Consider the following 21,630-nt stretch of genomic DNA (forward strand, 5'->3'; position numbering starts at 1 on the left):
TGTTCGAGGAAGCGCCGTCCGGCATCAGCCGCCGATGATCTTCATGACCGTCGCGCCGCCGGAAAACGCCACGGCCTGCTTGTCATTCAGCGCCTTGATCAACAAACGCTGCAATGCCGGCAGCGCCTGATGCCGGGGCTTGTCGAAAAGATCGCCGACGTAATGCCGATTGCTGGAAGACAGACAGCCGTGTAGCCATCCGGTGGAAGACAAACGCAATCGCGAGCAGGTGCGGCAGAACGGCACGCTTTCGTTGGCGATCACCCCGAAGTGGCCTTCGCCGGGAATCCGGTAGCGCACCGCTGTGGCGTCCACGGGGGCATCGGCCTGCAGATATTCGTAGCGCTCGCCTATCAGCGACAGCAGTTGGGCCAGGCTGACAAATTGCTGAAGGAACCCGTTCTGATCGCTGGCCAGATGCCCCATGCGCATCAGCTCGATGAAACGCAGTTCGTATCCTCGCTCCAGGCAGTAGTTCAGCAGTGGCATGACCTGATCCAGGTTTTGCCCGCGCAGCGGCACCATGTTCACCTTTATCCGGATTCCCGCCGCCCTCGCCTGCTCCATGCCGTCGAGCACGGTCTGCAGATCGCCGCCACGGGCGATGGCGCGGAAGGCAGCGGGATCAAGGGTATCGAGCGAGACATTGATTCGGCTTATGCCGGCTTCCAGGAGAATCGGCAATTTGCGCGTAAGCAACTGGCCATTGGTCGTCAGGCTGATATCGCTCAAGCCCATCCGCCCCACCTCGCCCATGAAGCGCTCCAGCCGGGGGCTGATCAGAGGCTCGCCACCTGTAATACGCAGACGCTCGATCCCTGCTGCCTCAATCAGGAACTCCACGCCGCGCGCCATTGCCTCAGCCGACAATTCATTCTGCGCAGCCACCAGCCGCTTGCCGTCGGGCACGCAGTAGGTACAGGCGTAATTGCACGCAGACGTCAGACTGATCCGCAGGTTGCGGAAACGTCGGCCCTGGCGATCAACGATCATGGGAAGCTCCGGGAATGATGCAGCGCGGCAAAAGCTGACTCATAAATCAGATTTTGGCAAGCATCATTCCGGACAAAGAAAAGCAGCTCGCCCGGCAGACGCGTTTGCGCGCCTGCCGAACCGCTGAACAGCGCCCAAACGATCAGGCGCCGACGATTTCCGGCTTGAGGTCATGGCCGGAGTCGGGGTCGCGCTTGCGCTTGTTGCCCATACGCACACCGATATCCATCAGGAACTGGAAGAACCCTTCCTGATCTTCCAGCACATTGCTCCAGAACGGCGAGTGATAAAGCGCCACGGCGCCATGCACCAGCGCCCAGGCCGCGCAGTAATGGAAGTACGGCGGCACGTCTTCGAGCTTGCCTTCAGAGATGCGGCCCTTGATCAGCAGCGTCAGGTGTTCGAAGTTCGAGGCACGGATCTTGTGCAGTTGCTCGACCAACTCGGGCACTTGATTGCCCTTGACCACTTTCTCTTCGAGCCGGTCGAACAGGCGATAACGCTGCGGATCGCGCATGCGGAATTCGAAGTAGGCGCGCGAAAGCGCTTCCTTGTCCTTGTCGACATCGGCAGAGTGCAGCAGCTCGTTCAAATCGCGCTCGTAGTCGAGCATCAGGCGCAGGTAGATCTCCGCCTTCGACTTGAAGTGCTTGTAGATGGTGCCTTTGCCAATACCCACGGCATCAGCAATCATCTCGACGGTGACACTGTCTTCACCCTGTTCGAGAAACAGCTTTAGCGCGGTATCGAGAATTTCCTGCTCACGGCGCCGAAACTCACGGACCTTACGAGGTTCTTTCTGCATAGGAGGGGGCTGTGGGTTCAAAATCGAAGCCGCACATTATGCCTAACTTGCAGCAAATTGCACGGATCATCCGACCATGTATACGTTTCATGACGAATTCGCCCAAGCCCGGGATTTGCGTTATCTCAACCATGCAGCAGTCGGTCCCTGGCCCAAACGCACGGCAGCTGCGGTGCAAAAATTCGCTGAAGAGAACGTTCTACTGGGGGCGCGGGACTATCCAGACTGGATGAAGGTCGAGCAGCGGCTTCGTGAACGCCTTGCCCGGCTTTTGAACGCACTGTCGACCGACGACATCGCGCTGGTCAAAAACACTTCGGAAGCCCTGTCATTTGTCGCTTTTGGCCTCGACTGGAAAGCGGGCGACAACGTGATCATCAGCGACGAGGAATTCCCGTCCAACCGCGTCGTCTGGGAAGCGCTGAAACCTCAAGGCGTGGAGGTTATTCAGGTCAGCTTGCAGGGCGCTGATCCTGAGGGTGCGTTACTGGCAGCCTGTGGACCGCGCACGCGCCTGCTCTCCATAAGCTCGGTCCAGTTCGCCACCGGAACGCGCGTTGACATTGAGCGACTCGGGCAAGGGCTGAAACAGCGCGGCGTGCTGTTTTGCGTCGACGCGATTCAACATATCGGCGCCCTGCCTTTCGACGTGCAGGCGAGCCAATGCGATTTCGCCATGGCCGATGGTCACAAATGGATGTGCAGTCCGGAAGGTCTCGGGGTGTTCTACTGCCGCGCCGAGCTGCGGCCACAACTGCAATTGCATGAGTTCGGCTGGCACATGCTCGAACATTCAGGGGATTACCAGCGCGATCAATGGCAACCCGCCGCCAGCGCTCAGCGATTCGAGTGCGGCAGCCTGAACACGCTTGGCGTGATGGCACTCGATGCGAGCCTGTCGCTGCTGGAAGAAGTGGGCATTGATCAGATCGGCAAAGCCGTTACCGATCGAGTGATGTGGCTGGAGGAAGGGTTGAGCACAATCGATGGCGTGCGCTTGCACTCCACACGGACCACCGAAAGGCGCTCGGGCATTCTGACATTCAGTCTGGACCACATCGCCACAGCCGACGTCTGGCAACAACTTATGCGCAATCAGGTGGTGTGCCTGCCGCGCGGGCCCGGGATAAGATTTTCGCCGCATTTCTATACGCAGTCGCGGGTGATCGAAGAAACTCTTGCCATAGTGAAGCGCATTGCCATGCATTGAGGTATCAGCAGCGGTCTGATATTCCAAAACTGTTTAAAAAACGTACAACCTTGCGCTGGACGCCTGTGGATTATGACCAATACTTAAATTCGCTGATGCGGCATCTCCCCCAAGTGCTGGCATCGGTAAAGGCACCCATGGATAGCGTGTCTTTGTTTTACTCCTAATGGTCTTAACCCGGATTCACCCCCCAGAACCCGGGTTTTTTTTGCCTGCGATTTATGCCCCTCAGGCAGCGGACTTGACTCGCGCCAGTGGGAACAGGCGCTTGAAGTTCTCACTGGTCTGCTCGGCAAAGCGCTCATAGCTTTCACCGCGCAACATCGCCAGAAACTCTGCCACTTCGCGCACGTATTGCGGAAGGTTCGGCTTGCCGCGATAGGGAATTGGTGCCAGGTATGGCGAATCGGTTTCCACCAGCAGCCGGTCAGCTGGCACCTTGCTTGCCACATCACGCAAGGCGTCGGCGTTGCGGAAGGTCACGATTCCGGACAGCGAGATGTAGAAACCCAGGTCCAGTGCAGCCCTGGCCATGTCCCAGTCCTCGGTAAAGCAGTGCAGAACACCGGCCTGCGGCAGAGCTGCTTCGCGCAAAAGCTGCAGCGTGTCCGCCCGTGCGCCACGGGTATGTACGATTACCGGTTGGCCAGTGACGTTGGCGGCTTGCAGGTGCAAACGGAACGACGCTTGCTGCAACTCGGCAGCTTCTGGCTCGTAGTGGTAATCCAGACCGGTTTCACCGATAGCAACTACACGCGGGTGATTAAGCTCGTTGAGCAGCCACTCCATCGCAGGCTCTTCACCGGGCTTGAGGTCCAGCGGGTGAATGCCCACCGAACAATCGACATCGTCATAACGCTCGGCCAGCGCCTTGACCGCACCGGCATTGTCGGCGCTGACGCCGATGCAGAGGAAATGCCCCACACCCCGGGCGCGCGCTGCTTCCAATGCGTTATCCAGGGAGCCGGCGTGTTCGGTGAGATCGAGACGATCGAGGTGGCAATGGGAATCTACAAGCATGGGATCGCAGCAACTTACATCGTATGGGTAGGACGGTCGGACTTCAGGGCTCCGGCCAGATAGTTTTCGATCATGTTGCGGGCGGTGTTGTCGCCGTCATTGAACTGCACGCCGACGCCCGCCGCGCGATTGCCTTGGGCGCCTTTCGGAGTGATCCAGGTCACCTTGCCCGCAACCGGGATCTTTTCGGGCTCATCCATCAGATTGAGCAGCATGAACACCTCGTCGCCCAGCTTGTAACTTTTGCTGGTGGGGATGAACAGCCCGCCATTCTTGATGAACGGCATGTAGGCGGCATACAGGACAGACTTGTCCTTGATGGTCAGGGACAGGATGCCGTTACGTGGACCCGGGCTCAGTGGCACGCTCATCTCAACTTCCTCTGGCAATACTGATGTCATGCAGATGGCCAGTCTAACCCTGTCCGGTCAGGGATGCCCACTGCACCAATAACGCTTCGAGCAATAAAACGCGGTTCAGGTTCGCCTTCGACAGCACTTTCTGACGCTGCAACAGCACCCAGTCCTGCATGGCCAGCACTTTGGTCTGAGCCGATTTCTGAGCCAGATACTGCAACACTTTGCGCATATCAGCCAGACCGAGTCCGTTTTCGTCATCGGTCAACTGGTACCGCAGGATCAGGTTCGACCAGTCGCAGAACCAGTCGAACAGCAACAACAGCGGAATGTCTTTCCAGCCTTCGGCCAATTGCGTCGGTGACTGCTGGCCCTTGAGCAGTTTCTTGACCCCGTCCACCACCAATGCACGCTGCTCACGAACGCCTTGCGCCTGAAGCTTGACCGCAGCCAGCGGAGAGCCTGCGGCCAGGGTCAGCAACTCGACGCGCTCATCTTCAGTGCATTCAGGCAGGGCATCCGCAAGCCAGGCGACACTCATCGCCTCGCTCGGCAACGGGCAGGCCTGCTGCACGCAGCGGCTCTTGATCGTCGGCAGCAAACGGCTCGGCTGGTGGCTGACCAGCAGCAATACGGTGTTGCCCGACGGCTCCTCAAGGCTTTTCAGCAAGGCGTTGGCAGCGTTGATGTTCATCGACTCAACAGGCTCGATGAGCACCACTTTGCGCCCGCCCATCTGCGCGGTCTGCACCACGAAACTGACCAGATCGCGGACCTGATCGACCTTGATCGCCTTGTCCGCCTCCTCCGGCTCCAACACATAGTTGTCGGGGTGGCTGCCCGCCGTCAGCAGCGAACAGGACTTGCAATGCCCGCAGGATTCCAGCCCTTCCGGTCGCTGACAGAGCAGCAGATACATCAGGCGTTCTGCCAGCGCCCGCTTGCCAATACCCGCCGGCCCATGCAGCAGGTAGGCGTGAGCATGCTGGGTGCGACCGGCCAGTTGCTGCCAGAGCGCTTGCTGCCAGGGATAGGCCTCAGCCATGTTGACGTTCCGCGAGCAGCTTGAGCAGATCCGGCAGCAGCGTATCGAGGGAGGCCTGCACCTGATCCAGCGGCAAGGCCGCGTCCACCAGACGATAACGCTCACGTGCGGCAGCAGCGCGATCGAGATAGGTGCTGCGTACGGCTTCGAAAAACCCACGGCCTTCCTGTTCGAAACGGTCCAGACGCCCCCGCGCAGCGGCACGGGACAGACCGATTTCCACCGGCAGGTCGAATACCAGCGTCAGATCGGGACGCAGATCGCCTTGAACGAAATGTTCCAGCGCGCCAATGCGCTCGACCGACAGACCACGCCCACCGCCCTGATAGGCGTAGGTCGCATCGGTAAATCTGTCACACAGAACCACCGCGCCTCGCGCCAGCGCCGGGCGAATCACACCCGCCAGATGCTGAGCGCGGGCCGCGAACACCAGCAACAGCTCGGTATCGGCGTCCATTGCTTCGTCGCTGGGCGCCAGCAGCAGCTCGCGAATGCGCTCGGCCAGCGGCGTGCCGCCGGGCTCGCGGGTCAGCACGACGTCGATGCCATGACCGCGCAGACGCTCGGCCAGATACTCGCGATTGGTGCTCTTGCCCGCGCCTTCGGGACCTTCCAGGGTAATAAACAAACCAGTCACAGGCAGTCCTTAATCAGATTCATTGCGGGCTCGGCTCGCCTTTCTTTTCGGCGTCGTCAGGTACTTGCGGTGTCGTTTCCGGTACGGCGGCAGGCTGTTCAGGCGGCTTTTGCTCTGCAGCCTTCTCGTCAGGCACTACCGGCTCGGGCGGTGACTTTTCCGGACTTGTCGATTCTGGCGCAGTCTCGACGGCAGGCTTTTGCGCCGGCACAGGATCGACACCCGGTGTCGGCACAACAATCGGCGCCGGGCTGGAACGGTAGTCGGCACGGCGCTTGAGCTGGAATTCCTTCACCGCAGCGTTGTGGGCATCCAGATCCGCCGAGAACACATGACTGCCATCACCACGCGCCACGAAATACAGACTATTGCCCGGTACCGGATTCATGGCGGCATGAATGGCTTCGCGCCCCACCATGGCAATGGGCGTCGGTGGCAGGCCGGAGATCACATAAGTGTTGTAAGGCGTGGCTTCTTTCAGGAATGCGCGGGTGATCTTGCCGTTATACCGCTCGCCCAGACCATAGATGACGGTCGGATCGGTCTGCAACAACATCCCCAACTGCAAGCGACGCACGAAAACGCCGGCAATCTGCCCGCGCTCCTGCGGTACACCCGTCTCCTTCTCAACCAGCGAGGCCATGATCAGCGCCTGATACGGGTCAACGTACGGCACATCTGCGGCGCGCTTGTCCCACTCGTCCTGAAGGACTTCATCCAGGCGGTTGTAGGCCTGCTTGAGCAGCTCGGCATCGGTCATGCCTCGCACATAGCGATAGGTGTCAGGGAAGAAACGACCTTCAGGGAACACGTTGGGATGGCCCAGCTTCGCCATCACTTCACTGTCGCTCAGATTGCTCAGGGTCTGCTCAAGCTTTGCCTGCCTACCCAGTGCAGCGCGCACCTGGCGAAAGGTCCAGCCCTCCACCAGGGTCAGGCTGTATTGGACGACTTCGCCCTTTTCCCACAACGTCAGCAGAGATCGCGCATCCATGCCCGGCGTCATGCGGTACTCGCCACTGTGCAATGCCTGACCGGACAGATTGAACCGCCAGTAAAGCCTCAGCAGAAATGCGTCCTTGATCACGCCATCTGCCTCAAGGCGATTGAGCACCCCGGTAGGCGACGAGCCCGAGGGCACATCGAGAAGTTGTTCCTGAGTGAGATTGAGAGGTTGTTGCAGCGCGTTGTTCTGTTGCCAGAAGGCCAGACCCAGTAACAGCCCCGCCAGAACCACACCTGCTTCCAGCAAGACGAATAATTTTCGGATCACGAATCAGATATCCAGAAGCCCGCGAACAAGACTTTGCAGTTTACGGGTGACAGGCCCAACCGGCCAGTTCAGTCGCTCGAAGGCGCGCACCGGCCAGATGCCATAAACACTATTGCAGACGAATACTTCGTCGGCTTTTTGCAGGTCGGTCATTTGCAGGTCCAGCGCCCGGGCAGGCATGTTGCTCTGCTCGGCGATGGCCAGCAATTGCGCGCGCATGATGCCGGCGACGCCGCATCGCGTCAGATCCGGCGTCAGCAATACGCCGCCCTTGACCACAAACAGGTTGCTATAGACCCCTTCGACGACCCGGCCCGTAGTATCGCGCATCAGGCCTTCGGCATGCTCGGCATCATTCCACTCACCACGGGCAATGACTTGCTCCAGGCGATTAAGGTGCTTGAGACCGGCCAGCAACGGCTGCTCGGCAAGGCGGGTCTTGCAGGGAAAGAGACGAACGCCCTTTTCGGCATTCGCCAGAGGATAAGCAGGCAGCGGACTGCCTTGCAAAACGCGCCGAGGTTTGGCATCGACGGCGGGCGCATAACCGCGCAAGCCGTCACCACGGGTGACGATCAGTTTCATCACCCCCTCGCTCAGCTGCGCAGCGAATGCACGGCATTCGCTTTCAATCAGTTGCAGATCGAGGGCTATCGCCAGACGCCGACCACCCAGCGCGAGGCGCTGCATGTGCCGCTCGAACAGCAATGGCTGACCTGCCTTGACCAGAATGGTCTCGAACAGGCCATCGCCATAGGCCAAACCCCGATCCGCAACCGGCAGCGAGTCAGCAGGCGCACCATCGATCCAGCACAGCGTCATTCGGCGAACCGGCGAAACACCAGCGAACCGTTGGTCCCGCCGAAACCGAAGGAGTTGGACACCACAACGTCGATCGGCATATTGCGTGGCTCGTGAGGCACGAAGTCCAGATCGCAGCCCTCGCCCGGCTCATCGAGGTTGATGGTCGGAGGCGCTACCTGGCCGTTGATTGCCAGCACACTGAAGATGGCTTCGATCGCACCTGCCGCACCCAGCAAATGGCCGGTCATGGATTTGGTAGAGCTGACCGCCAGCTTGTAGGCGTGGTCGCCGAATACCGACTTGATCGCGTTGACTTCCGCCAGATCGCCCGCCGGGGTGGAGGTGCCGTGGGCGTTGATGTACTGAACCTGGTCGGGCGTAATCTTCGCGTCGCGCAGTGCATTGGTGATGCAGCGTGCCGCGCCTGCGCCATCTTCCGGTGGCGAGGTCATGTGGAATGCATCGCCGCTCATGCCGAAACCGATCAGCTCCGCGTAGATGGTCGCACCGCGGGCCTTGGCATGTTCCAGCTCTTCGAGGACCAGTGCGCCTGCGCCATCGGACAGTACGAAACCGTCACGGCCCTTGTCCCACGGGCGGCTGGCCCGGGTCGGTTCATCGTTGCGGGTCGACAGCGCACGGGATGCGCCGAAGCCGCCCATGCCCAGACCGCAGGCCGCCATTTCAGCGCCACCGGCGATCATCACGTCCGCTTCGTCATAGGCAATATTGCGTGCCGCCATGCCGATGCAATGGGTACTTGTGGTACAGGCCGTGGCGATGGCGTAGTTCGGCCCCTGTGCGCCCAGATGGATCGACAGGAAACCGGAAATCATGTTGATGATCGAACCCGGCACGAAGAACGGGGAGATCTTGCCCGGCCCCTGCTCATGCAGCAGACGGCTGGTGTTTTCGATGTTGGTCAGGCCACCGATACCCGAGCCCATGGCCACGCCGATGCGTTCACGGTTGGCGTCGGTAATTTCGATGCCAGCGTTGCGCACTGCCTGGAAGCTGGCTGCCAGACCGTACTGAATGAAGAGATCCAGACGACGCGCCTCTTTGGGCGACAGATAGTCTTCGACCTTGAATCCTCTGACCGAACCGCCAAAGCGGGTCGTGTAAGCCGAAAGGTCCGTGTGCTCGATAAGGCCAATGCCACTCTGGCCAGCCAGAATGCCCTGCCATGTGCTGGGCACATCGTTGCCCAATGGCGTCAGCATACCCATACCGGTGACCACGACGCGTCTACGCGACACAGGACTCTCCTTTTTTCTATTGACGAAACGCTGCCCTGTTTAAAGAAAAAACCGCACGCCTGAGGCAGTGCGGTTTTTCCAGGACAGCGAGCAACGATTACAAAATCTTACGCCTGGTGGGCAGTAACGTAATCGATAGCAGCTTGAACAGTGGTGATCTTCTCGGCTTCTTCGTCAGGGATTTCGGTCTCGAATTCCTCTTCCAGAGCCATCACCAGCTCAACGGTGTCAAGGGAGTCGGCACCCAGGTCTTCAACGAAAGAAGCGGTGTTGGTGACTTCTTCTGCCTTGACGCCAAGTTGTTCGGCAACGATTTTCTTGACGCGCTCTTCGATGGTGCTCATACCGTGTGTTAACTCCTAGTGGACAAATTCGGGCAGCTGGCCGATGGGTAAGTGTATAGAAGAGGTTTTGCGTATTTCAAGCTAAACGCAATCCCCGCTACGCCCATCGACCCTCAACCCCTTAATAGATTTCAGCTTTATAACGGATTTTAGACAGCCCGTATGACATTTTTTCGGTACGGGAAGTCACATGTACATGCCGCCGTTCACGGGGATTGTAGCCCCGGTAACGTAGCCTGCACCTTCCGAGGCAAGAAAAGCGACCACATGCGCAATCTCTTCAGCCTGCCCCAGTCGGCCCAGAGGAATCTGAGCCGTCAGGGAATCACGTTGTGCCTCTGGCAACTCGCGGGTCATATCGGTATCGATAAACCCTGGAGTGACCGAATTCACGGTCACTGCCCGCGAGCCGACTTCACGCGCCAGCGCGCGACTGAAACCTTCCAGACCCGCTTTCGCGGCGGCGTAGTTTACTTGACCTGCGTTGCCCATGGCACCCACCACAGAGCCGATGCTGATGATGCGGCCCCAACGGGCCTTGGTCATGCCGCGCAGAAGCCCCTTGGACAGGCGATACAGACTGTTCAGGTTGGTGTTGATGACGTCATGCCATTCGTCATCCTTCATGCGCATCATCAGATTGTCACGGGTGATACCGGCGTTGTTGACCAGAATCAATGGCGCGCCAACGCGTTCCTGAATCTGTGCCAGCACGGCACTGACCGACTCATCGCTACCGACATCCAGCGCGATGCCGAAGCCTTCGACGCCGTTTTCCTTGAAGTAGGCGGTGATCTTCTCGGCGCCGGATTCGGTCGTTGCAGTGCCCACCACAGTGGCGCCGTTACGACCCAATTCCAGGGCGATCGCCCGACCAATGCCACGGCTCGCACCGGTGACCAGTGCAACTTTACCCTGACTCATGCAGGTTCTCCTTATCAGGCCAGCGCCGCGAGAGTGGCGGCGAAGGCATCCGGGGTATTGAGGTTGTGGGTGTTCACGCCATCGGCGCAACGCTTGTTCAGACCCGCCAGTACTTTGCCCGGGCCACACTCGACCAGTTGCAGTGCGCCATTGGCAGCCAGCGCCTGGATCGACTCGACCCAGCGGACCGGCTTGTACAACTGTTGAAGCAAATCAGCTTTCAGCGTGCCCAGATCCGAAACCACACTGGCGCTGACATTCTGCACCAGAGGAATTTGCGGCGCCTGCCAGTCGATGGCGGCGATAGACTCAGCGAAACGCTCGGCAGCCGGACGCATCAGCTCGCAATGCGATGGCACACTGACCGGCAGCGGCAGCGCGCGCTTGGCACCCTTCGCCTTGCAGGCCTCTATGGCGCGCTCGACGGCGGCTTTGGCACCCGCAATAACGACCTGACCTGGCGAGTTGAAATTCACAGCGCTGACGACTTCACCCTGAGCCGCTTCGGCACAGGCTGCAATGACATCGGCATCTTCCAGACCCAGAATGGCCGCCATACCGCCCTGCCCCGCAGGCACGGCTTCCTGCATCAACTGGCCACGACGCTCGACCAGCTTGACCGCATCTGCCAGCGACAGGCTGTCAGCCGCGACCAACGCACTGTATTCACCCAGGCTGTGACCGGCGACGAAAGCCGGACGCACGCCACCTTCCGCCAGCCACAGACGCCACAAGGCGATCGAGGCGGTCAGAATGGCCGGCTGGGTTTTGTCGGTCTGGTTGAGGTTTTCTTCCGGACCTTGCTGGATCAATGCCCAGAGGTCATAGCCCAAAGCGTCGGAGGCTTCTTTGAACGTGTCCAGGATCATTGGGTATTGCGCGCCCAACTCGGCGAGCATGCCGAGGGACTGCGAGCCCTGACCCGGAAAGACGAATGCGACGGAAGCAGACATTAACAAGCCCCTGATTATTGTCGTCGAAAGAACGTCCGGCCAGGCCGAACGCGAGGTAATTCAAAGTGTTGCGACTGGTCAGTTGGATGACCGAGCAGTCACAAGGGTCACATTCTAGCTCAAGACACCCTACAGGAGCTCTTCCAGACGGCCGTGCAAGCGCTCTGGCAGATTCTCCTGTATTTCGATCAGCGCACGCTGGATCGCGCTTTGAAAGCCTTGCACGCCCGCCGAACCATGACTTTTGACCACGATGCCCTGCAAACCCAGAAAGCTTGCGCCATTGTGGCGGGCAGGCGCCAGATCAGCCTTGAGCCGCTTGAGCAATGGCATCGCCAACGTACCGATAGCGCGGGAAAGTACATTCTGGCGAAACAAGGTTTCGATTCGTTCGCCGATCATCGTCGCCAGCCCTTCGCTGGACTTGAGCAGGATATTCCCGACAAACCCATCGCAGACCACCACATCTGCCTCGCCGCGATACAGGCCATCGCCCTCGACGAACCCGATGTAGTTAAGCCCGGGCGCGGCTTGCAGCAGGCTGGAGGCAAGCTTGACCTGCTGGTTGCCCTTGATGTCTTCGGTGCCGACATTGAGCAGTGCGACCTTTGGCCGCGCCACACCCAACGCTTCAGCGGCAACCGACCCCATCACGGCAAACTGGTAGAGGTTTTCCGCACTGCAATCGACGTTCGCCCCCAGGTCCAGCAACTGACAGTAGCCGCGCTGGGTGGGAATTGCCGCCACCATCGCCGGGCGATCGATGCCCGGCAAGGTCTTGAGCACGAATCGCGACAGCGCCATCAACGCACCGGTATTGCCAGCGCTGACACAGGCTTGCGCCGAGCCGTCGGCCACGAGGCGCAATGCCACGCGCATCGACGAGTCCGGCTTGCCCCGCAGAGTGAGGGACGGCCGATCATCCATGGTGATGACTTCACTGGCGTTGACGACAAGCAGGCGCGAGCGATCGACACCGGAGTGGCGTGCGATGAGTTCTTCAAGAAGGGAGGCTTGACCGACGAGGGTCAGATGGAGCGAGGGTGTAGCGAGCAGGCAGGCAATGCTGGCCTGAACAATGCTGCGGGGACCGAAGTCCCCGCCCATTGCGTCGATCGCGATGACCGGAGCAGACAAGAAATTACTCGTCAGCGCCCTTGTCGATCACTTTACGGCCACGGTATACGCCTTCTGGCGATACGTGGTGACGCAGGTGAACTTCACCGGTGGTTTTTTCTACAGACAGAGTGCTAGCCTCGAGAGCGTCGTGCGAACGGCGCATGTCACGGGCAGAGCGGGATTTTTTGTTCTGCTGAACAGCCATAATTGATTAACTCCTAAACGTTTGGGTCACGCTTTAACTGCGCCAATACACTGAACGGGTTGGACCGCGTTACCTCGTCCACGCTCGGCTCGGGCTCATCGAGGCCCGCCGGCTGCTGGCATTCTTTCGGATCATGAGTTGGCACAATGGGCAAGGCGAGCAGAAGCTCATCCTCGACCAACGCCAGCAGATCCAATGGATCTTCGCCGAGTTCCAGCACGTCATAGCCTTTCGGCAACGACTGGGTATTTGCACCCTCCTTCACCACGGCGTAACTGCATTCGCTGTGGATCGGCAGGGTGACCAGCTCAAGACAACGCTGGCAAACCATTTTGACTTCGACGTCGATTTCGCTGTGGATAACCACGGCGCGTTGCTCGTCTCGTTCAAAAACGAATTTCGCCTGCACTGTACCGAGATTGTCAGCAAGCGGGTCGCAGAGTCTCTCCAAATCAGCCAGCAGCATCTCTCCCTGAAGAGTAGTGCCACGATCAGCTAATTTGCGCGGGTCAACGTGAGGTGGAATCGGGTCATTCAACATAGGCGCAGCATTCTAGGGACGAGCCCCCCGACTGTCAAAGGAAATTCAGGGCTGTTCGCAACCTGACCCTCTGATTACACTCGACTTTCATGTTTTGGAGAACCCCATGCTGCCTTTGCTCCTCGCTTCCAGCTCGCCTTATCGCCGCGAACTGCTTGAACGCCTGCGTTTACCGTTCGTCTGCGCGTCACCGGATATCGACGAAAGCCACCGCCCGCAGGAGTCCGCTACAGAGCTGGTGAAGCGCCTGGCGCAAGAAAAAGCCAAGGCCCTGGCAACGCGCTTTCCCGACCATCTGATCATCGGCTCGGACCAGGTCGCCTTGCTGGGCGAGCAGATTATCGGCAAACCCCACACTTTCGAGCGAGCACTGGAACAACTGAAAGCCAGCAGCGGCAAGAGCGTGAGCTTTCTGACCGGCCTGGCGCTCTATAACAGCCGTACGGGGCAGTGCCAGATCGATTGCGTGCCGTTCACCGTGCATATGCGCGAACTGGACGAGGAACGTATCAGCCGCTACCTGCGCGCCGAACAGCCTTACGACTGCGCTGGCAGTTTCAAGGCCGAGGGCCTGGGGGTGAGGTTGTTTCAGTCGACCGAAGGCCCTGACGCCACAAGCCTCATCGGCCTGCCTTTAATAAGGCTGGTGGACATGCTGACCGCAGAAGGCGTGGAAATCCCCTGAAGCGTCCCCCCAAAGAAAACCCGACCAATGGCCGGGTTTCTTTTGCCTGAAAAAACAGTCAGCGCAGCGAAGGCCCTTTGAAACCTGCCCACATGGCGATCTGCTCGGCGACGCTGGAGCCCAGCTTCTTGGAGAAACGATCGAACGGCGATTCCTGCACCGTGTAATCGACCATTTCCTTCTCGCCGATCACGTCACGCGCGACATAGCTGGCACTGCCCAGGCCATCCACCAAGCCCAGTGCAACAGCCTGCTCACCGGTCCATACCAGCCCTGAGAACAGTTCAGGATGATCCTTGTCCTTCAAGCGATCTCCGCGACCGGCCTTGACGCTGGCAATGAACTGCTTGTGCGTGGTATCCAGCACACCCTGCCAGAACGCGGTTTCGTCGGGCTTAGGCGGCTGGAACGGATCGAGGAACGCCTTGTGCTCGCCCGAGGTATAGGTGCGCCGATCCACGCCGAGCTTCTCCATGGTGCCCACGAAACCGAAACCGGCTGCGGTTACCCCGATGGAGCCCACCAGACTCGCCTTGTCGGCGTAGATCTGGTCGGCGGCGCTGGCGATGTAATACGCCCCCGACGCACCGAGATCGGTAATCACCGCATACACCTTGATGTCCGGCTTCTGAGCGCGCAGACGACGGATTTCGTCATAGATATAACCCGACTGCACCGGACTGCCGCCCGGGCTATTGATGCGCAGGATCACACCCTTGGTCTTCTCGTCCTCGAACGCTGCGCGCAGGCTGCCCACGATATTGTCAGCGCTCGCGGCCTCAGTGTCGGCGATCATGCCTTTGACTTCGATCAACGCGGTATGGCTGGACTTGCGCGACCCACCTTTTCCAAGATCCATCAACGGCGAGAACATCGCCAGCGCGACGAACAGGTAGATGAAGGTCAGTGATTTGAAGAAGATCCCCCAGCGACGGGAGCGACGCTGTTCCTGAACGCCCGCCAGCAGGGTTTTTTCCAGCAGCTTCCAGCTCTTGGCGTCAGCCTTGCTCTCGCCGCTTTCATCCTGCGAAGACGGTGCTTTCCATTCATCCGACATAGATCAATTACCCCAACAACGAAGATTCGGCAGTCTGCGTACCCAACCAGGCACGCAACTCGGAAAAATGATTGATCGCCAGTGCCGGTTCGAACTGAAGCAGGGAATCCAGCGCCTGCGCGCCATAGCCTACTGCCACGGAGTCCATTCCCGCGTTGCGCGCCATCAGCAGATCGAACGAAGCGTCACCGACCATCAGCGCCTTTTCCGGCGCTACACCACAATGCTGAAGGATCTCGTTGAGCATCAGAGGGTCGGGCTTGCTGGCCGTCTCGTCAGCGGCACGGGTGGCATCGAAATATTCCATCCAGCCATGGGCCTTGAGCACGCGATCCAGCCCGCGGCGTGCCTTGCCGGTCGCAACCGCCATCCGATAACCCTCGGCACGGAACGCCTCCAGCGACTCACGCACGCCGTCGAACAGCCTGGATGGCTCGACATCCATCGCCATGTAACTGTCGGCGTAATGCTGACGGAAATCGATCAGGTCGTTGGCGGTGATGTCGGGGTACAGCGTGCGAATGGCTTCTGGCAAACCCAGTCCGATGATGCCCTTGATCGCCAGCTCATCACGCACGGGACGCCCGGCGAGGTCAGCGGCAGTGCGCATCGCCTCGACGATACGACCAATGGAGTCGGACAGCGTGCCGTCCCAGTCAAAAATCAGCAGCTCGTAATCACGGCGCACTCAGCAGTCGCTCCACGGTCTTGGCCCACATGTCATCGACAGGCGCTTCCACTTTCAGCTCGCCGCCATCGGGCAGCGGCACGGTCAGGGCATAAGCATGCAGGAACAGGCGCTTGCCGCCCAGATCACGAATCTCGCGGGTGAAGTCTTCGTCACCGTACTTGCTGTCACCAGCGATGCAATGCCCGGCATGCAGAGCGTGCACGCGGATCTGGTGAGTACGACCGGTGATCGGCCGCGCTTCAACCATTGTCGCGAAGTCGCCGAAACGGCGCAGCACCTTGAACAGGGTCAGCGCCTCCTTGCCTTCGTCGTTGACCTCGACCATGCGCTCGCCGGAGCGCAGGTTGCTCTTGAGCAACGGCGCACGGACCTGCTTCTGCGACGTCGGCCAGTTACCGCGCACCAGTGCCATGTAACGCTTGTCGACGCCATCGCCGCGCAACTGCTCGTGCAGATGACGCAGCATGCTGCGTTTCTTGGCGATCATCAGCAGACCGGAAGTGTCCCGATCCAGACGATGGACCAGCTCCAGCTCCTTGGCGTCGGGACGCAACTGACGAAAGGCTTCGATGACACCGAAACTCAAGCCGCTTCCGCCGTGAACCGCGATGCCAGCGGGCTTGTTGAGGATGATCAGGCCTTTGTCCTCGTGGACGATGGCCGCTTCCAGGCGCTGCAGCAAACCTTGCGCAACCGGCACAGGCTCGTCGCGCTCAGGCACCCGAACGGGTGGAACGCGCACGATGTCGCCCGCCTGAAGCTTGTACTCGGGCTTGATCCGCCCCTTGTTCACTCGCACTTCGCCTTTGCGCAATATGCGGTAAATCAAGGTCTTGGGAACGCCCTTGAGGTACGTGATCAGAAAATTATCGATGCGTTGACCGGCAAGTTCCGGCGCAACCTCTACCAGCTGAACGCCGGGGGTTGGGGGGGTGATATTCGTCATGGCGCAAATCATAACAATTTTTTATGGATTTGAAGCACTTAATGATTGCTGCTATAGTCGCGAACGCCGCCAAAAGCGGCCTGGACAGCGGACAAACGGTATTACAACCGGCCCTGACCAACGCAATTCACGAGGGCGCGAGGCCGTCCTACGGGGCTTTCGGTGACAACGGAAGGTCAGCAAGCGTAACGAGCGCAGGTGACATGAGGCCTGAAACAAGCCCGATCGCAGAGTGAGTCACTCGCCGTCGAGGCCCATGTTCAAGGCCAGTTCACAAAGTGCAGTCGCTGGCAGACGTTCCGGGCGAATGCTTCGGAAACCACGCCTTAATTTGAGCCATGAGGCGCGAACTTCCCATCGAAGATCGCGTAAATGCAAACCCGCTGCGGATTCAGCGAGCGGCAGCACCCGAATTATCAGGGATACGTGTGGGGTGGAGACGCACAACCGTCGGACTGTGTAGCACAAGGCTTTATTCAAGACGCTTCATATCGTCCGCTACCGATGGTTGATTCCTCCTCCTGACAAAGCTTTTGCTGACAGGGTGTCATTTGTCACCACAGCAAGCAGGAAACGTCGTCGCGACTACGGCCCCGCTGGCCGGATATCGCTAGACACTGGAGTGTCCAAGCACTCCTGACGCGCCCTGACACCGACCGTGAGAAGTCGTGTGTGCCGAACGCCGTTTCCGGCAGCCCGGAAACCGACGGTACTACATGAAAAGAATGCTGATTAACGCAACTCAACCCGAAGAGTTGCGTGTTGCGCTGGTAGACGGCCAGCGCCTATACGACCTGGACATCGAATCCGGGGCCCGCGAACAGAAGAAGGCCAACATCTACAAAGGCCGGATCACGCGCATCGAACCGAGTCTGGAAGCGGCTTTCGTCGACTTCGGCTCCGAACGTCACGGCTTCCTGCCGCTGAAAGAAATCTCCCGCGAATACTTCAAGAAGTCGCCAGAAGGCCGCGTCAACATCAAAGACGTCCTGAGCGAAGGCCAGGAAGTCATCGTTCAGGTCGAAAAAGAAGAACGTGGCAACAAGGGCGCTGCCCTGACCACCTTCATCAGCCTGGCCGGTCGTTACCTGGTGCTGATGCCAAACAACCCGCGTGCCGGCGGTATTTCCCGTCGCATCGAAGGCGAAGAACGCAACGAACTGCGTGAAGCGCTCAACGGCTTGATCGCCCCTGCCGACATGGGTCTGATCGTGCGCACTGCCGGCCTTGGCCGCAGCAGCGAAGAAATGCAGTGGGACCTCGATTACCTGCTGCAACTGTGGACCGCCATCAAGGAAGCGTCCCTGGATCGCGCCGCGCCGTTCCTGATCTACCAGGAAAGCAACGTCATCATCCGCGCCATCCGCGACTACCTGCGCCAGGACATTGGTGAAGTCCTGATCGACAGCGTCGAAGCCCAGGAAGAAGCACTGACCTTCATCCGTCAGGTGATGCCGCAGTACGCCAGCAAGATCAAGCTGTACGAAGACAGCGTTCCGCTGTTCAACCGCTTCCAGATCGAAAGCCAGATCGAAACCGCCTTCCAGCGCGTGGTCGAACTGCCTTCCGGCGGTTCCATCGTCATCGATCCGACCGAAGCGCTGGTGTCCATCGACATCAACTCGGCGCGCGCCACCAAAGGCAGCGACATCGAAGAAACCGCCCTGCAGACCAACCTTGAAGCGGCTGAGGAAATCGCCCGTCAACTGCGTCTGCGTGACATCGGCGGCCTGATCGTCATCGACTTCATCGACATGACCCCGGCCAAGAACCAGCGCGCCGTGGAAGAAAAAGTCCGCGAAAGCCTCGAAGCCGACCGCGCCCGTGTTCAGGTCGGCCGCATCTCGCGCTTCGGCCTGCTGGAAATGTCCCGTCAGCGCCTGCGTCCATCGCTGGGAGAAAGCAGCGGTATCGTCTGCCCTCGCTGCAACGGCACCGGCATCATCCGTGACGTCGAATCGCTGTCGCTGGCGATCCTGCGCCTGATCGAAGAAGAAGCCCTGAAAGACCGTACGGCCGAAGTACGGGCTCAGGTGCCGATCCCGGTCGCCGCGTTCCTGCTCAACGAAAAACGCAACTCGATCACCAAGATCGAACTGCGCACCCGTGCCCGCATCATCATTCTGCCGAACGATCACCTCGAAACGCCGCACTTCGAAGTTCAGCGTCTGCGTGATGACAGCCCGGAAGCCCACAGCCTGCAGTCCAGCTACGAAATCGCCGCTGCCGCCGCCGAAGTGGAAGAAGTGCAGCCGACTGCCGCGACCCGCACCCTGGTTCGCCAGGAAGCAGCGGTCAAGACAGCACCTGCCCGCGCCAACGCTCCGGTTCCAACCGAGGTCGCCGCGCCAGTCGCTCCAGCGCCAGTCGCTCACGAGCCAAGCCTGTTCAAAGGTCTGGTGAAATCCCTGGTCAGTCTGTTCGCCACCAAGGAAGAGCCTGCTGCTCCTGCCGCCGTGGTAGAAAAACCGGCTGCCGAGCGTCCTGCCCGCAACGAAGAGCGCCGCAACGGTCGTCAGCAAAGCCGCAGCCGTAACGGTCGCCGCGACGAAGAGCGCAAGCCTCGCGAAGAACGCGCCCCTCGTGCAGAGCGTGAAGAACGCGCTCCACGCGAAGAGCGTGCGCCTCGTGAAGATCGTGCCCCGCGTGAAGAGCGCGCACCGCGCGAGCCGCGTGAAGCCCGTGAAGACAGCGCTCCACGTGAAGAACGCGCGCCACGCGCTCCGCGTGAGGAGCGTACACCACGCGCCCCGCGTGAAGACCGCAAGCCGCGTGAAGAGCGTGTGCGTGAACTGCGCGAACCGCTGGACGCCGCTCCTGCCGTCAACGTGCCACGTGAAGAACGCCCTGAGCGCGCACCGCGTGAAGAGCGCGCGCCACGCCCACCGCGTGAAGAGCGCCAGCCACGTGCCGAACAGGCCGCAGCAGCCGCCGAAGACGAAACACTGCTGAACAACGATGAGCAGCAGGATGACGGTCAGGAACACGCCGAAGGCGATCGCCCTCGTCGTCGCTCCCGCGGCCAGCGTCGTCGCAGCAACCGTCGCGAGCGTCAGCGTGATGCGAACGGCGATGTGATCGAAGGCACTGAAGGCGAAGGCAACGAAGGCACTTCGGAACAGGCTGAAGCCGGTAACGAAGGCGTTCGCAGCGAAGGCAATAACACTGAAATCGCAGCAGGCCTGGCGGTTACCGCCGCCGTAGCCGAAACCGCGATCAGTGCTCCAGCTGAAGCCGAAGCCAATCGCCAGGCAGAACGTGCCACTGCCGCAGTCGAAGCGCCAGCGGTGGAGTCAACAGCCGTCGAGAAGGCCGAAGCTGCGGTTGTGGAAGCGCCAGTCGTCGAAACACCTGCCGCCCCGGCCAAGCGTTCGATCATGCCGGAAGTTGAAGTGGCACAGTTCGACGCCAGCCTGAGCCCGTTCGAGCGTCAGGTGAAAGCCGCCGCTCAAGCCGAACTGTTCGAAACCCCAACTGCAGTCGAAACGCCATCAGTCGTTGAAGCACCCGCTCCGGCGCCAGTGGTAGAAGCGCCGGTTGCGGCACCTGTCGAAGCGCCGAAAGCCGCCGAGCCAGTGGTCGAGAAGCCAGTGGTTGCCGAGCCGGTAGTGGCTGCCCCTGTTGAGCTGGCCGCTCCGGAAATCGTCGCCGCACCGGTTGCCGTCGAACCTGCAACCGCTCCAGCACCTGTAGTCGCCGAGACACCGGCACTGCCGATGGCCAGCACCGGCCGCGCGCCGAACGATCCTCGTGAGGTTCGCCGTCGCCGCCTGGAAGCAGAGCGTCTGCAGAAAGAAGCTGAGGCCGCTGCTGTCGCTGCGCCACGGGTCGAAGCTGCCGCCGAGCCTGCGCCTGCAGTCGAAGCGGTCACCCCGCCTGCTCCGGCCAGTGACGAGCACATCAAGCCGGTCAAGGAAGTCGTGACCGAGCACGGTGAAGAACTGGAAGAAAACAAAGAGCACAAGCCTTCGTAATCTTCAGTGAATGAAAAGCCCCACCTGTGCGAGCAGGTGGGGCTTTTTTATGGACGCTTTTTGGGCTGCTGGAATTGAACGCATACAGCCGGACTGCTATAGAGGACCACCCTAGGTTTGATTCTGCTACCAGCGGGGCGTTTTCAGAGAGAAGGGTTCGACGAAAGCCAATATTGCTCTACTTGAACAGCAGCGCCGAAGGCACGTCCACATCCCAGAGGACGCCCGCATCGTCGACCGGAAGCTGCTTGACCGTAGCCCCCTGAAACAACCGCTTGGCGCCCTTCTCCCCCGCAAGCCCCATCAGAGACGGACCGAATCCACGTCCAAATCCCACAGGATGCCCATACTGCCCCGTATGCACAGGCACACTGATCGCGGCGGGCTCCAACGACTCGGCCACACGTTCGAGGGTATCCAGATGAATGAATGGCATGTCGCCCAGCACGATCAGCCAACCGCGATGATCGGGCTCGGCCGACACTGCGGCCGCAATGCTGTCGCCCATGCCTGGGGATTCCAGCACCACTATTTCGCAGCCAAAACGCAGGCCGAGTTCCGCCACACTGGAATACTCCGGCCGCGTGAGGAGCACGATCTTATCGACGACGGTACGCAGACTGACCAGCACATGCTCAAGCACGGCTCGTTCAATGCCATCACGGCCCGTGCATTGCGCCAGAAGCTTGTTGCGATGGGCACCAGCGACTTGCCGATAGCGGCTCCCCTGCCCGGCAGCAAGGACGATAGCGCACAGGGTCTCGCTCATGTTCGGCCTCTGATCTGGAA

Annotated in this window: 22 protein-coding genes; 3 read left to right on the forward strand and 19 right to left on the reverse strand. The window is 60.0% G+C overall.

Going from position 1 to position 21,630, the window contains the following annotated elements; all coding sequences use genetic code 11:
• Positions 1–24 precede the first annotated feature (24 nt).
• Positions 25–993, reverse strand: a complete 969-nt coding sequence (locus BWR59_RS20365) for a radical SAM protein (RefSeq protein WP_081567444.1) — start codon at positions 991–993, stop codon at positions 25–27.
• Between the two features lie 142 nt (positions 994–1,135).
• Positions 1,136–1,798, reverse strand: a complete 663-nt coding sequence (locus BWR59_RS20370) for a TetR/AcrR family transcriptional regulator (protein ID WP_081567445.1) — start codon at positions 1,796–1,798, stop codon at positions 1,136–1,138.
• Between the two features lie 76 nt (positions 1,799–1,874).
• Between BWR59_RS20370 and BWR59_RS20375 the strand changes: the two genes are divergently transcribed.
• Positions 1,875–3,008: an aminotransferase class V-fold PLP-dependent enzyme gene (locus tag BWR59_RS20375; protein ID WP_081567446.1), complete on the forward strand. Its 1,134-nt coding sequence runs from the start codon at positions 1,875–1,877 to the stop codon at positions 3,006–3,008.
• A 228-nt stretch (positions 3,009–3,236) separates the two neighbouring features.
• Here the strand turns inward: BWR59_RS20375 and BWR59_RS20380 are convergent, their stop codons facing one another.
• The 13 genes from BWR59_RS20380 to BWR59_RS20440 all read right to left on the reverse strand — a co-directional run bounded on the left by BWR59_RS20380 (position 3,237) and on the right by BWR59_RS20440 (position 13,488).
• A complete protein-coding gene (locus BWR59_RS20380; protein WP_081567447.1) occupies positions 3,237–4,028 on the reverse strand; it encodes a TatD family hydrolase in 792 nt (263 codons plus the stop codon).
• Between the two features lie 14 nt (positions 4,029–4,042).
• Positions 4,043–4,399, reverse strand: coding sequence for a PilZ domain-containing protein (locus tag BWR59_RS20385; protein ID WP_037011754.1), 357 nt, complete (start codon positions 4,397–4,399; stop codon positions 4,043–4,045).
• 43 nt (positions 4,400–4,442) lie between these two features.
• Positions 4,443–5,429 carry a DNA polymerase III subunit delta' gene (locus tag BWR59_RS20390; RefSeq protein ID WP_081567448.1) on the reverse strand — a complete coding sequence of 329 codons (987 nt, stop codon included), beginning with the start codon at positions 5,427–5,429 and terminating at the stop codon, positions 4,443–4,445.
• A complete protein-coding gene (gene tmk, locus BWR59_RS20395; RefSeq protein WP_081567449.1) occupies positions 5,422–6,066 on the reverse strand; it encodes a dTMP kinase in 645 nt (214 codons plus the stop codon). The genes BWR59_RS20390 and tmk overlap by 8 nt, the downstream gene beginning before the upstream one ends.
• 19 nt (positions 6,067–6,085) lie before the next feature.
• On the reverse strand, positions 6,086–7,339 hold the full coding sequence (mltG, locus tag BWR59_RS20400; RefSeq protein ID WP_081567450.1) for an endolytic transglycosylase MltG: 1,254 nt from the start codon (positions 7,337–7,339) through the stop codon (positions 6,086–6,088).
• A 3-nt stretch (positions 7,340–7,342) separates the two neighbouring features.
• A complete protein-coding gene (gene pabC / locus BWR59_RS20405) occupies positions 7,343–8,161 on the reverse strand; it encodes an aminodeoxychorismate lyase (RefSeq protein WP_081567451.1) in 819 nt (272 codons plus the stop codon).
• Positions 8,158–9,402 carry a beta-ketoacyl-ACP synthase II gene (fabF, locus tag BWR59_RS20410; protein ID WP_081567452.1) on the reverse strand — a complete coding sequence of 415 codons (1,245 nt, stop codon included), beginning with the start codon at positions 9,400–9,402 and terminating at the stop codon, positions 8,158–8,160. Before fabF ends, pabC begins: the two co-directional genes overlap by 4 nt.
• Positions 9,403–9,509: 107 nt before the next feature.
• Positions 9,510–9,746 carry an acyl carrier protein gene (gene acpP, locus BWR59_RS20415; RefSeq protein WP_081567453.1) on the reverse strand — a complete coding sequence of 79 codons (237 nt, stop codon included), beginning with the start codon at positions 9,744–9,746 and terminating at the stop codon, positions 9,510–9,512.
• Positions 9,747–9,932: 186 nt separating this feature from the next.
• Positions 9,933–10,670 (reverse strand): 3-oxoacyl-ACP reductase FabG, encoded by a 738-nt coding sequence (fabG, locus tag BWR59_RS20420; RefSeq protein WP_081567454.1) that lies wholly within the window; start codon positions 10,668–10,670, stop codon positions 9,933–9,935.
• A 14-nt stretch (positions 10,671–10,684) separates the two neighbouring features.
• Positions 10,685–11,623 (reverse strand): ACP S-malonyltransferase, encoded by a 939-nt coding sequence (gene fabD / locus BWR59_RS20425; protein WP_081567455.1) that lies wholly within the window; start codon positions 11,621–11,623, stop codon positions 10,685–10,687.
• Positions 11,624–11,752: 129 nt separating this feature from the next.
• Entirely contained in the window at positions 11,753–12,760 is a 1,008-nt protein-coding gene (gene plsX / locus BWR59_RS20430) for a phosphate acyltransferase PlsX (protein WP_081567456.1), read from the reverse strand.
• 4 nt (positions 12,761–12,764) lie between these two features.
• On the reverse strand, positions 12,765–12,947 hold the full coding sequence (gene rpmF, locus BWR59_RS20435) for a 50S ribosomal protein L32 (RefSeq protein WP_003179396.1): 183 nt from the start codon (positions 12,945–12,947) through the stop codon (positions 12,765–12,767).
• Positions 12,948–12,960: 13 nt separating this feature from the next.
• Positions 12,961–13,488, reverse strand: a complete 528-nt coding sequence (locus BWR59_RS20440; protein WP_081567457.1) for a YceD family protein — start codon at positions 13,486–13,488, stop codon at positions 12,961–12,963.
• 106 nt (positions 13,489–13,594) lie between these two features.
• Between BWR59_RS20440 and BWR59_RS20445 the strand changes: the two genes are divergently transcribed.
• Positions 13,595–14,173 carry a nucleoside triphosphate pyrophosphatase gene (locus BWR59_RS20445; protein ID WP_081567458.1) on the forward strand — a complete coding sequence of 193 codons (579 nt, stop codon included), beginning with the start codon at positions 13,595–13,597 and terminating at the stop codon, positions 14,171–14,173.
• Between the two features lie 58 nt (positions 14,174–14,231).
• Here the strand turns inward: BWR59_RS20445 and sppA are convergent, their stop codons facing one another.
• From sppA to rluC, 3 genes are read right to left on the reverse strand one after another with little or no spacing between them, the layout of a single operon-like run.
• Positions 14,232–15,230 carry a signal peptide peptidase SppA gene (gene sppA, locus BWR59_RS20450; RefSeq protein WP_081567459.1) on the reverse strand — a complete coding sequence of 333 codons (999 nt, stop codon included), beginning with the start codon at positions 15,228–15,230 and terminating at the stop codon, positions 14,232–14,234.
• A gap of 7 nt (positions 15,231–15,237) precedes the next feature.
• A complete protein-coding gene (locus BWR59_RS20455; protein WP_081567460.1) occupies positions 15,238–15,918 on the reverse strand; it encodes an HAD-IA family hydrolase in 681 nt (226 codons plus the stop codon).
• Positions 15,908–16,867, reverse strand: coding sequence for a 23S rRNA pseudouridine(955/2504/2580) synthase RluC (gene rluC / locus BWR59_RS20460; RefSeq protein ID WP_081567461.1), 960 nt, complete (start codon positions 16,865–16,867; stop codon positions 15,908–15,910). Before rluC ends, BWR59_RS20455 begins: the two co-directional genes overlap by 11 nt.
• Positions 16,868–17,583: 716 nt before the next feature.
• Here rluC and rne point away from each other — a divergent pair.
• Entirely contained in the window at positions 17,584–20,841 is a 3,258-nt protein-coding gene (gene rne / locus BWR59_RS20470; protein WP_081567463.1) for a ribonuclease E, read from the forward strand.
• A gap of 178 nt (positions 20,842–21,019) precedes the next feature.
• Here the strand turns inward: rne and BWR59_RS20475 are convergent, their stop codons facing one another.
• Positions 21,020–21,610, reverse strand: coding sequence for a nucleotidyltransferase family protein (locus BWR59_RS20475; RefSeq protein WP_081567937.1), 591 nt, complete (start codon positions 21,608–21,610; stop codon positions 21,020–21,022).
• Positions 21,611–21,630 lie beyond the last annotated feature (20 nt).

Origin of the sequence: Pseudomonas sp. Bc-h (assembly GCF_002080045.1) — a bacterium.
GTDB lineage: Bacteria > Pseudomonadota > Gammaproteobacteria > Pseudomonadales > Pseudomonadaceae > Aquipseudomonas.

What these genes read in the sequence shown, in the direction of transcription:
- rpmF (WP_003179396.1), bottom strand. Translation starts at nt 12,947, where the DNA reads ATGGCTGTTCAGCAGAACAAAAAATCCCGCTCTGCCCGTGACATGCGC.
- fabD (WP_081567455.1), bottom strand. Translation starts at nt 11,623, where the DNA reads ATGTCTGCTTCCGTCGCATTCGTCTTTCCGGGTCAGGGCTCGCAGTCC.
- BWR59_RS20475 (WP_081567937.1), bottom strand. Translation starts at nt 21,610, where the DNA reads ATGAGCGAGACCCTGTGCGCTATCGTCCTTGCTGCCGGGCAGGGGAGC.
- BWR59_RS20375 (WP_081567446.1), top strand. Translation starts at nt 1,875, where the DNA reads ATGTATACGTTTCATGACGAATTCGCCCAAGCCCGGGATTTGCGTTAT.
- rne (WP_081567463.1), top strand. Translation starts at nt 17,584, where the DNA reads ATGAAAAGAATGCTGATTAACGCAACTCAACCCGAAGAGTTGCGTGTT.
- BWR59_RS20370 (WP_081567445.1), bottom strand. Translation starts at nt 1,798, where the DNA reads ATGCAGAAAGAACCTCGTAAGGTCCGTGAGTTTCGGCGCCGTGAGCAG.
- BWR59_RS20365 (WP_081567444.1), bottom strand. Translation starts at nt 993, where the DNA reads ATGATCGTTGATCGCCAGGGCCGACGTTTCCGCAACCTGCGGATCAGT.
- BWR59_RS20385 (WP_037011754.1), bottom strand. Translation starts at nt 4,399, where the DNA reads ATGAGCGTGCCACTGAGCCCGGGTCCACGTAACGGCATCCTGTCCCTG.
- fabG (WP_081567454.1), bottom strand. Translation starts at nt 10,670, where the DNA reads ATGAGTCAGGGTAAAGTTGCACTGGTCACCGGTGCGAGCCGTGGCATT.
- pabC (WP_081567451.1), bottom strand. Translation starts at nt 8,161, where the DNA reads ATGACGCTGTGCTGGATCGATGGTGCGCCTGCTGACTCGCTGCCGGTT.
- sppA (WP_081567459.1), bottom strand. Translation starts at nt 15,230, where the DNA reads ATGTCGGATGAATGGAAAGCACCGTCTTCGCAGGATGAAAGCGGCGAG.
- BWR59_RS20390 (WP_081567448.1), bottom strand. Translation starts at nt 5,429, where the DNA reads ATGGCTGAGGCCTATCCCTGGCAGCAAGCGCTCTGGCAGCAACTGGCC.
- acpP (WP_081567453.1), bottom strand. Translation starts at nt 9,746, where the DNA reads ATGAGCACCATCGAAGAGCGCGTCAAGAAAATCGTTGCCGAACAACTT.
- rluC (WP_081567461.1), bottom strand. Translation starts at nt 16,867, where the DNA reads ATGACGAATATCACCCCCCCAACCCCCGGCGTTCAGCTGGTAGAGGTT.
- BWR59_RS20445 (WP_081567458.1), top strand. Translation starts at nt 13,595, where the DNA reads ATGCTGCCTTTGCTCCTCGCTTCCAGCTCGCCTTATCGCCGCGAACTG.
- BWR59_RS20380 (WP_081567447.1), bottom strand. Translation starts at nt 4,028, where the DNA reads ATGCTTGTAGATTCCCATTGCCACCTCGATCGTCTCGATCTCACCGAA.
- BWR59_RS20440 (WP_081567457.1), bottom strand. Translation starts at nt 13,488, where the DNA reads ATGTTGAATGACCCGATTCCACCTCACGTTGACCCGCGCAAATTAGCT.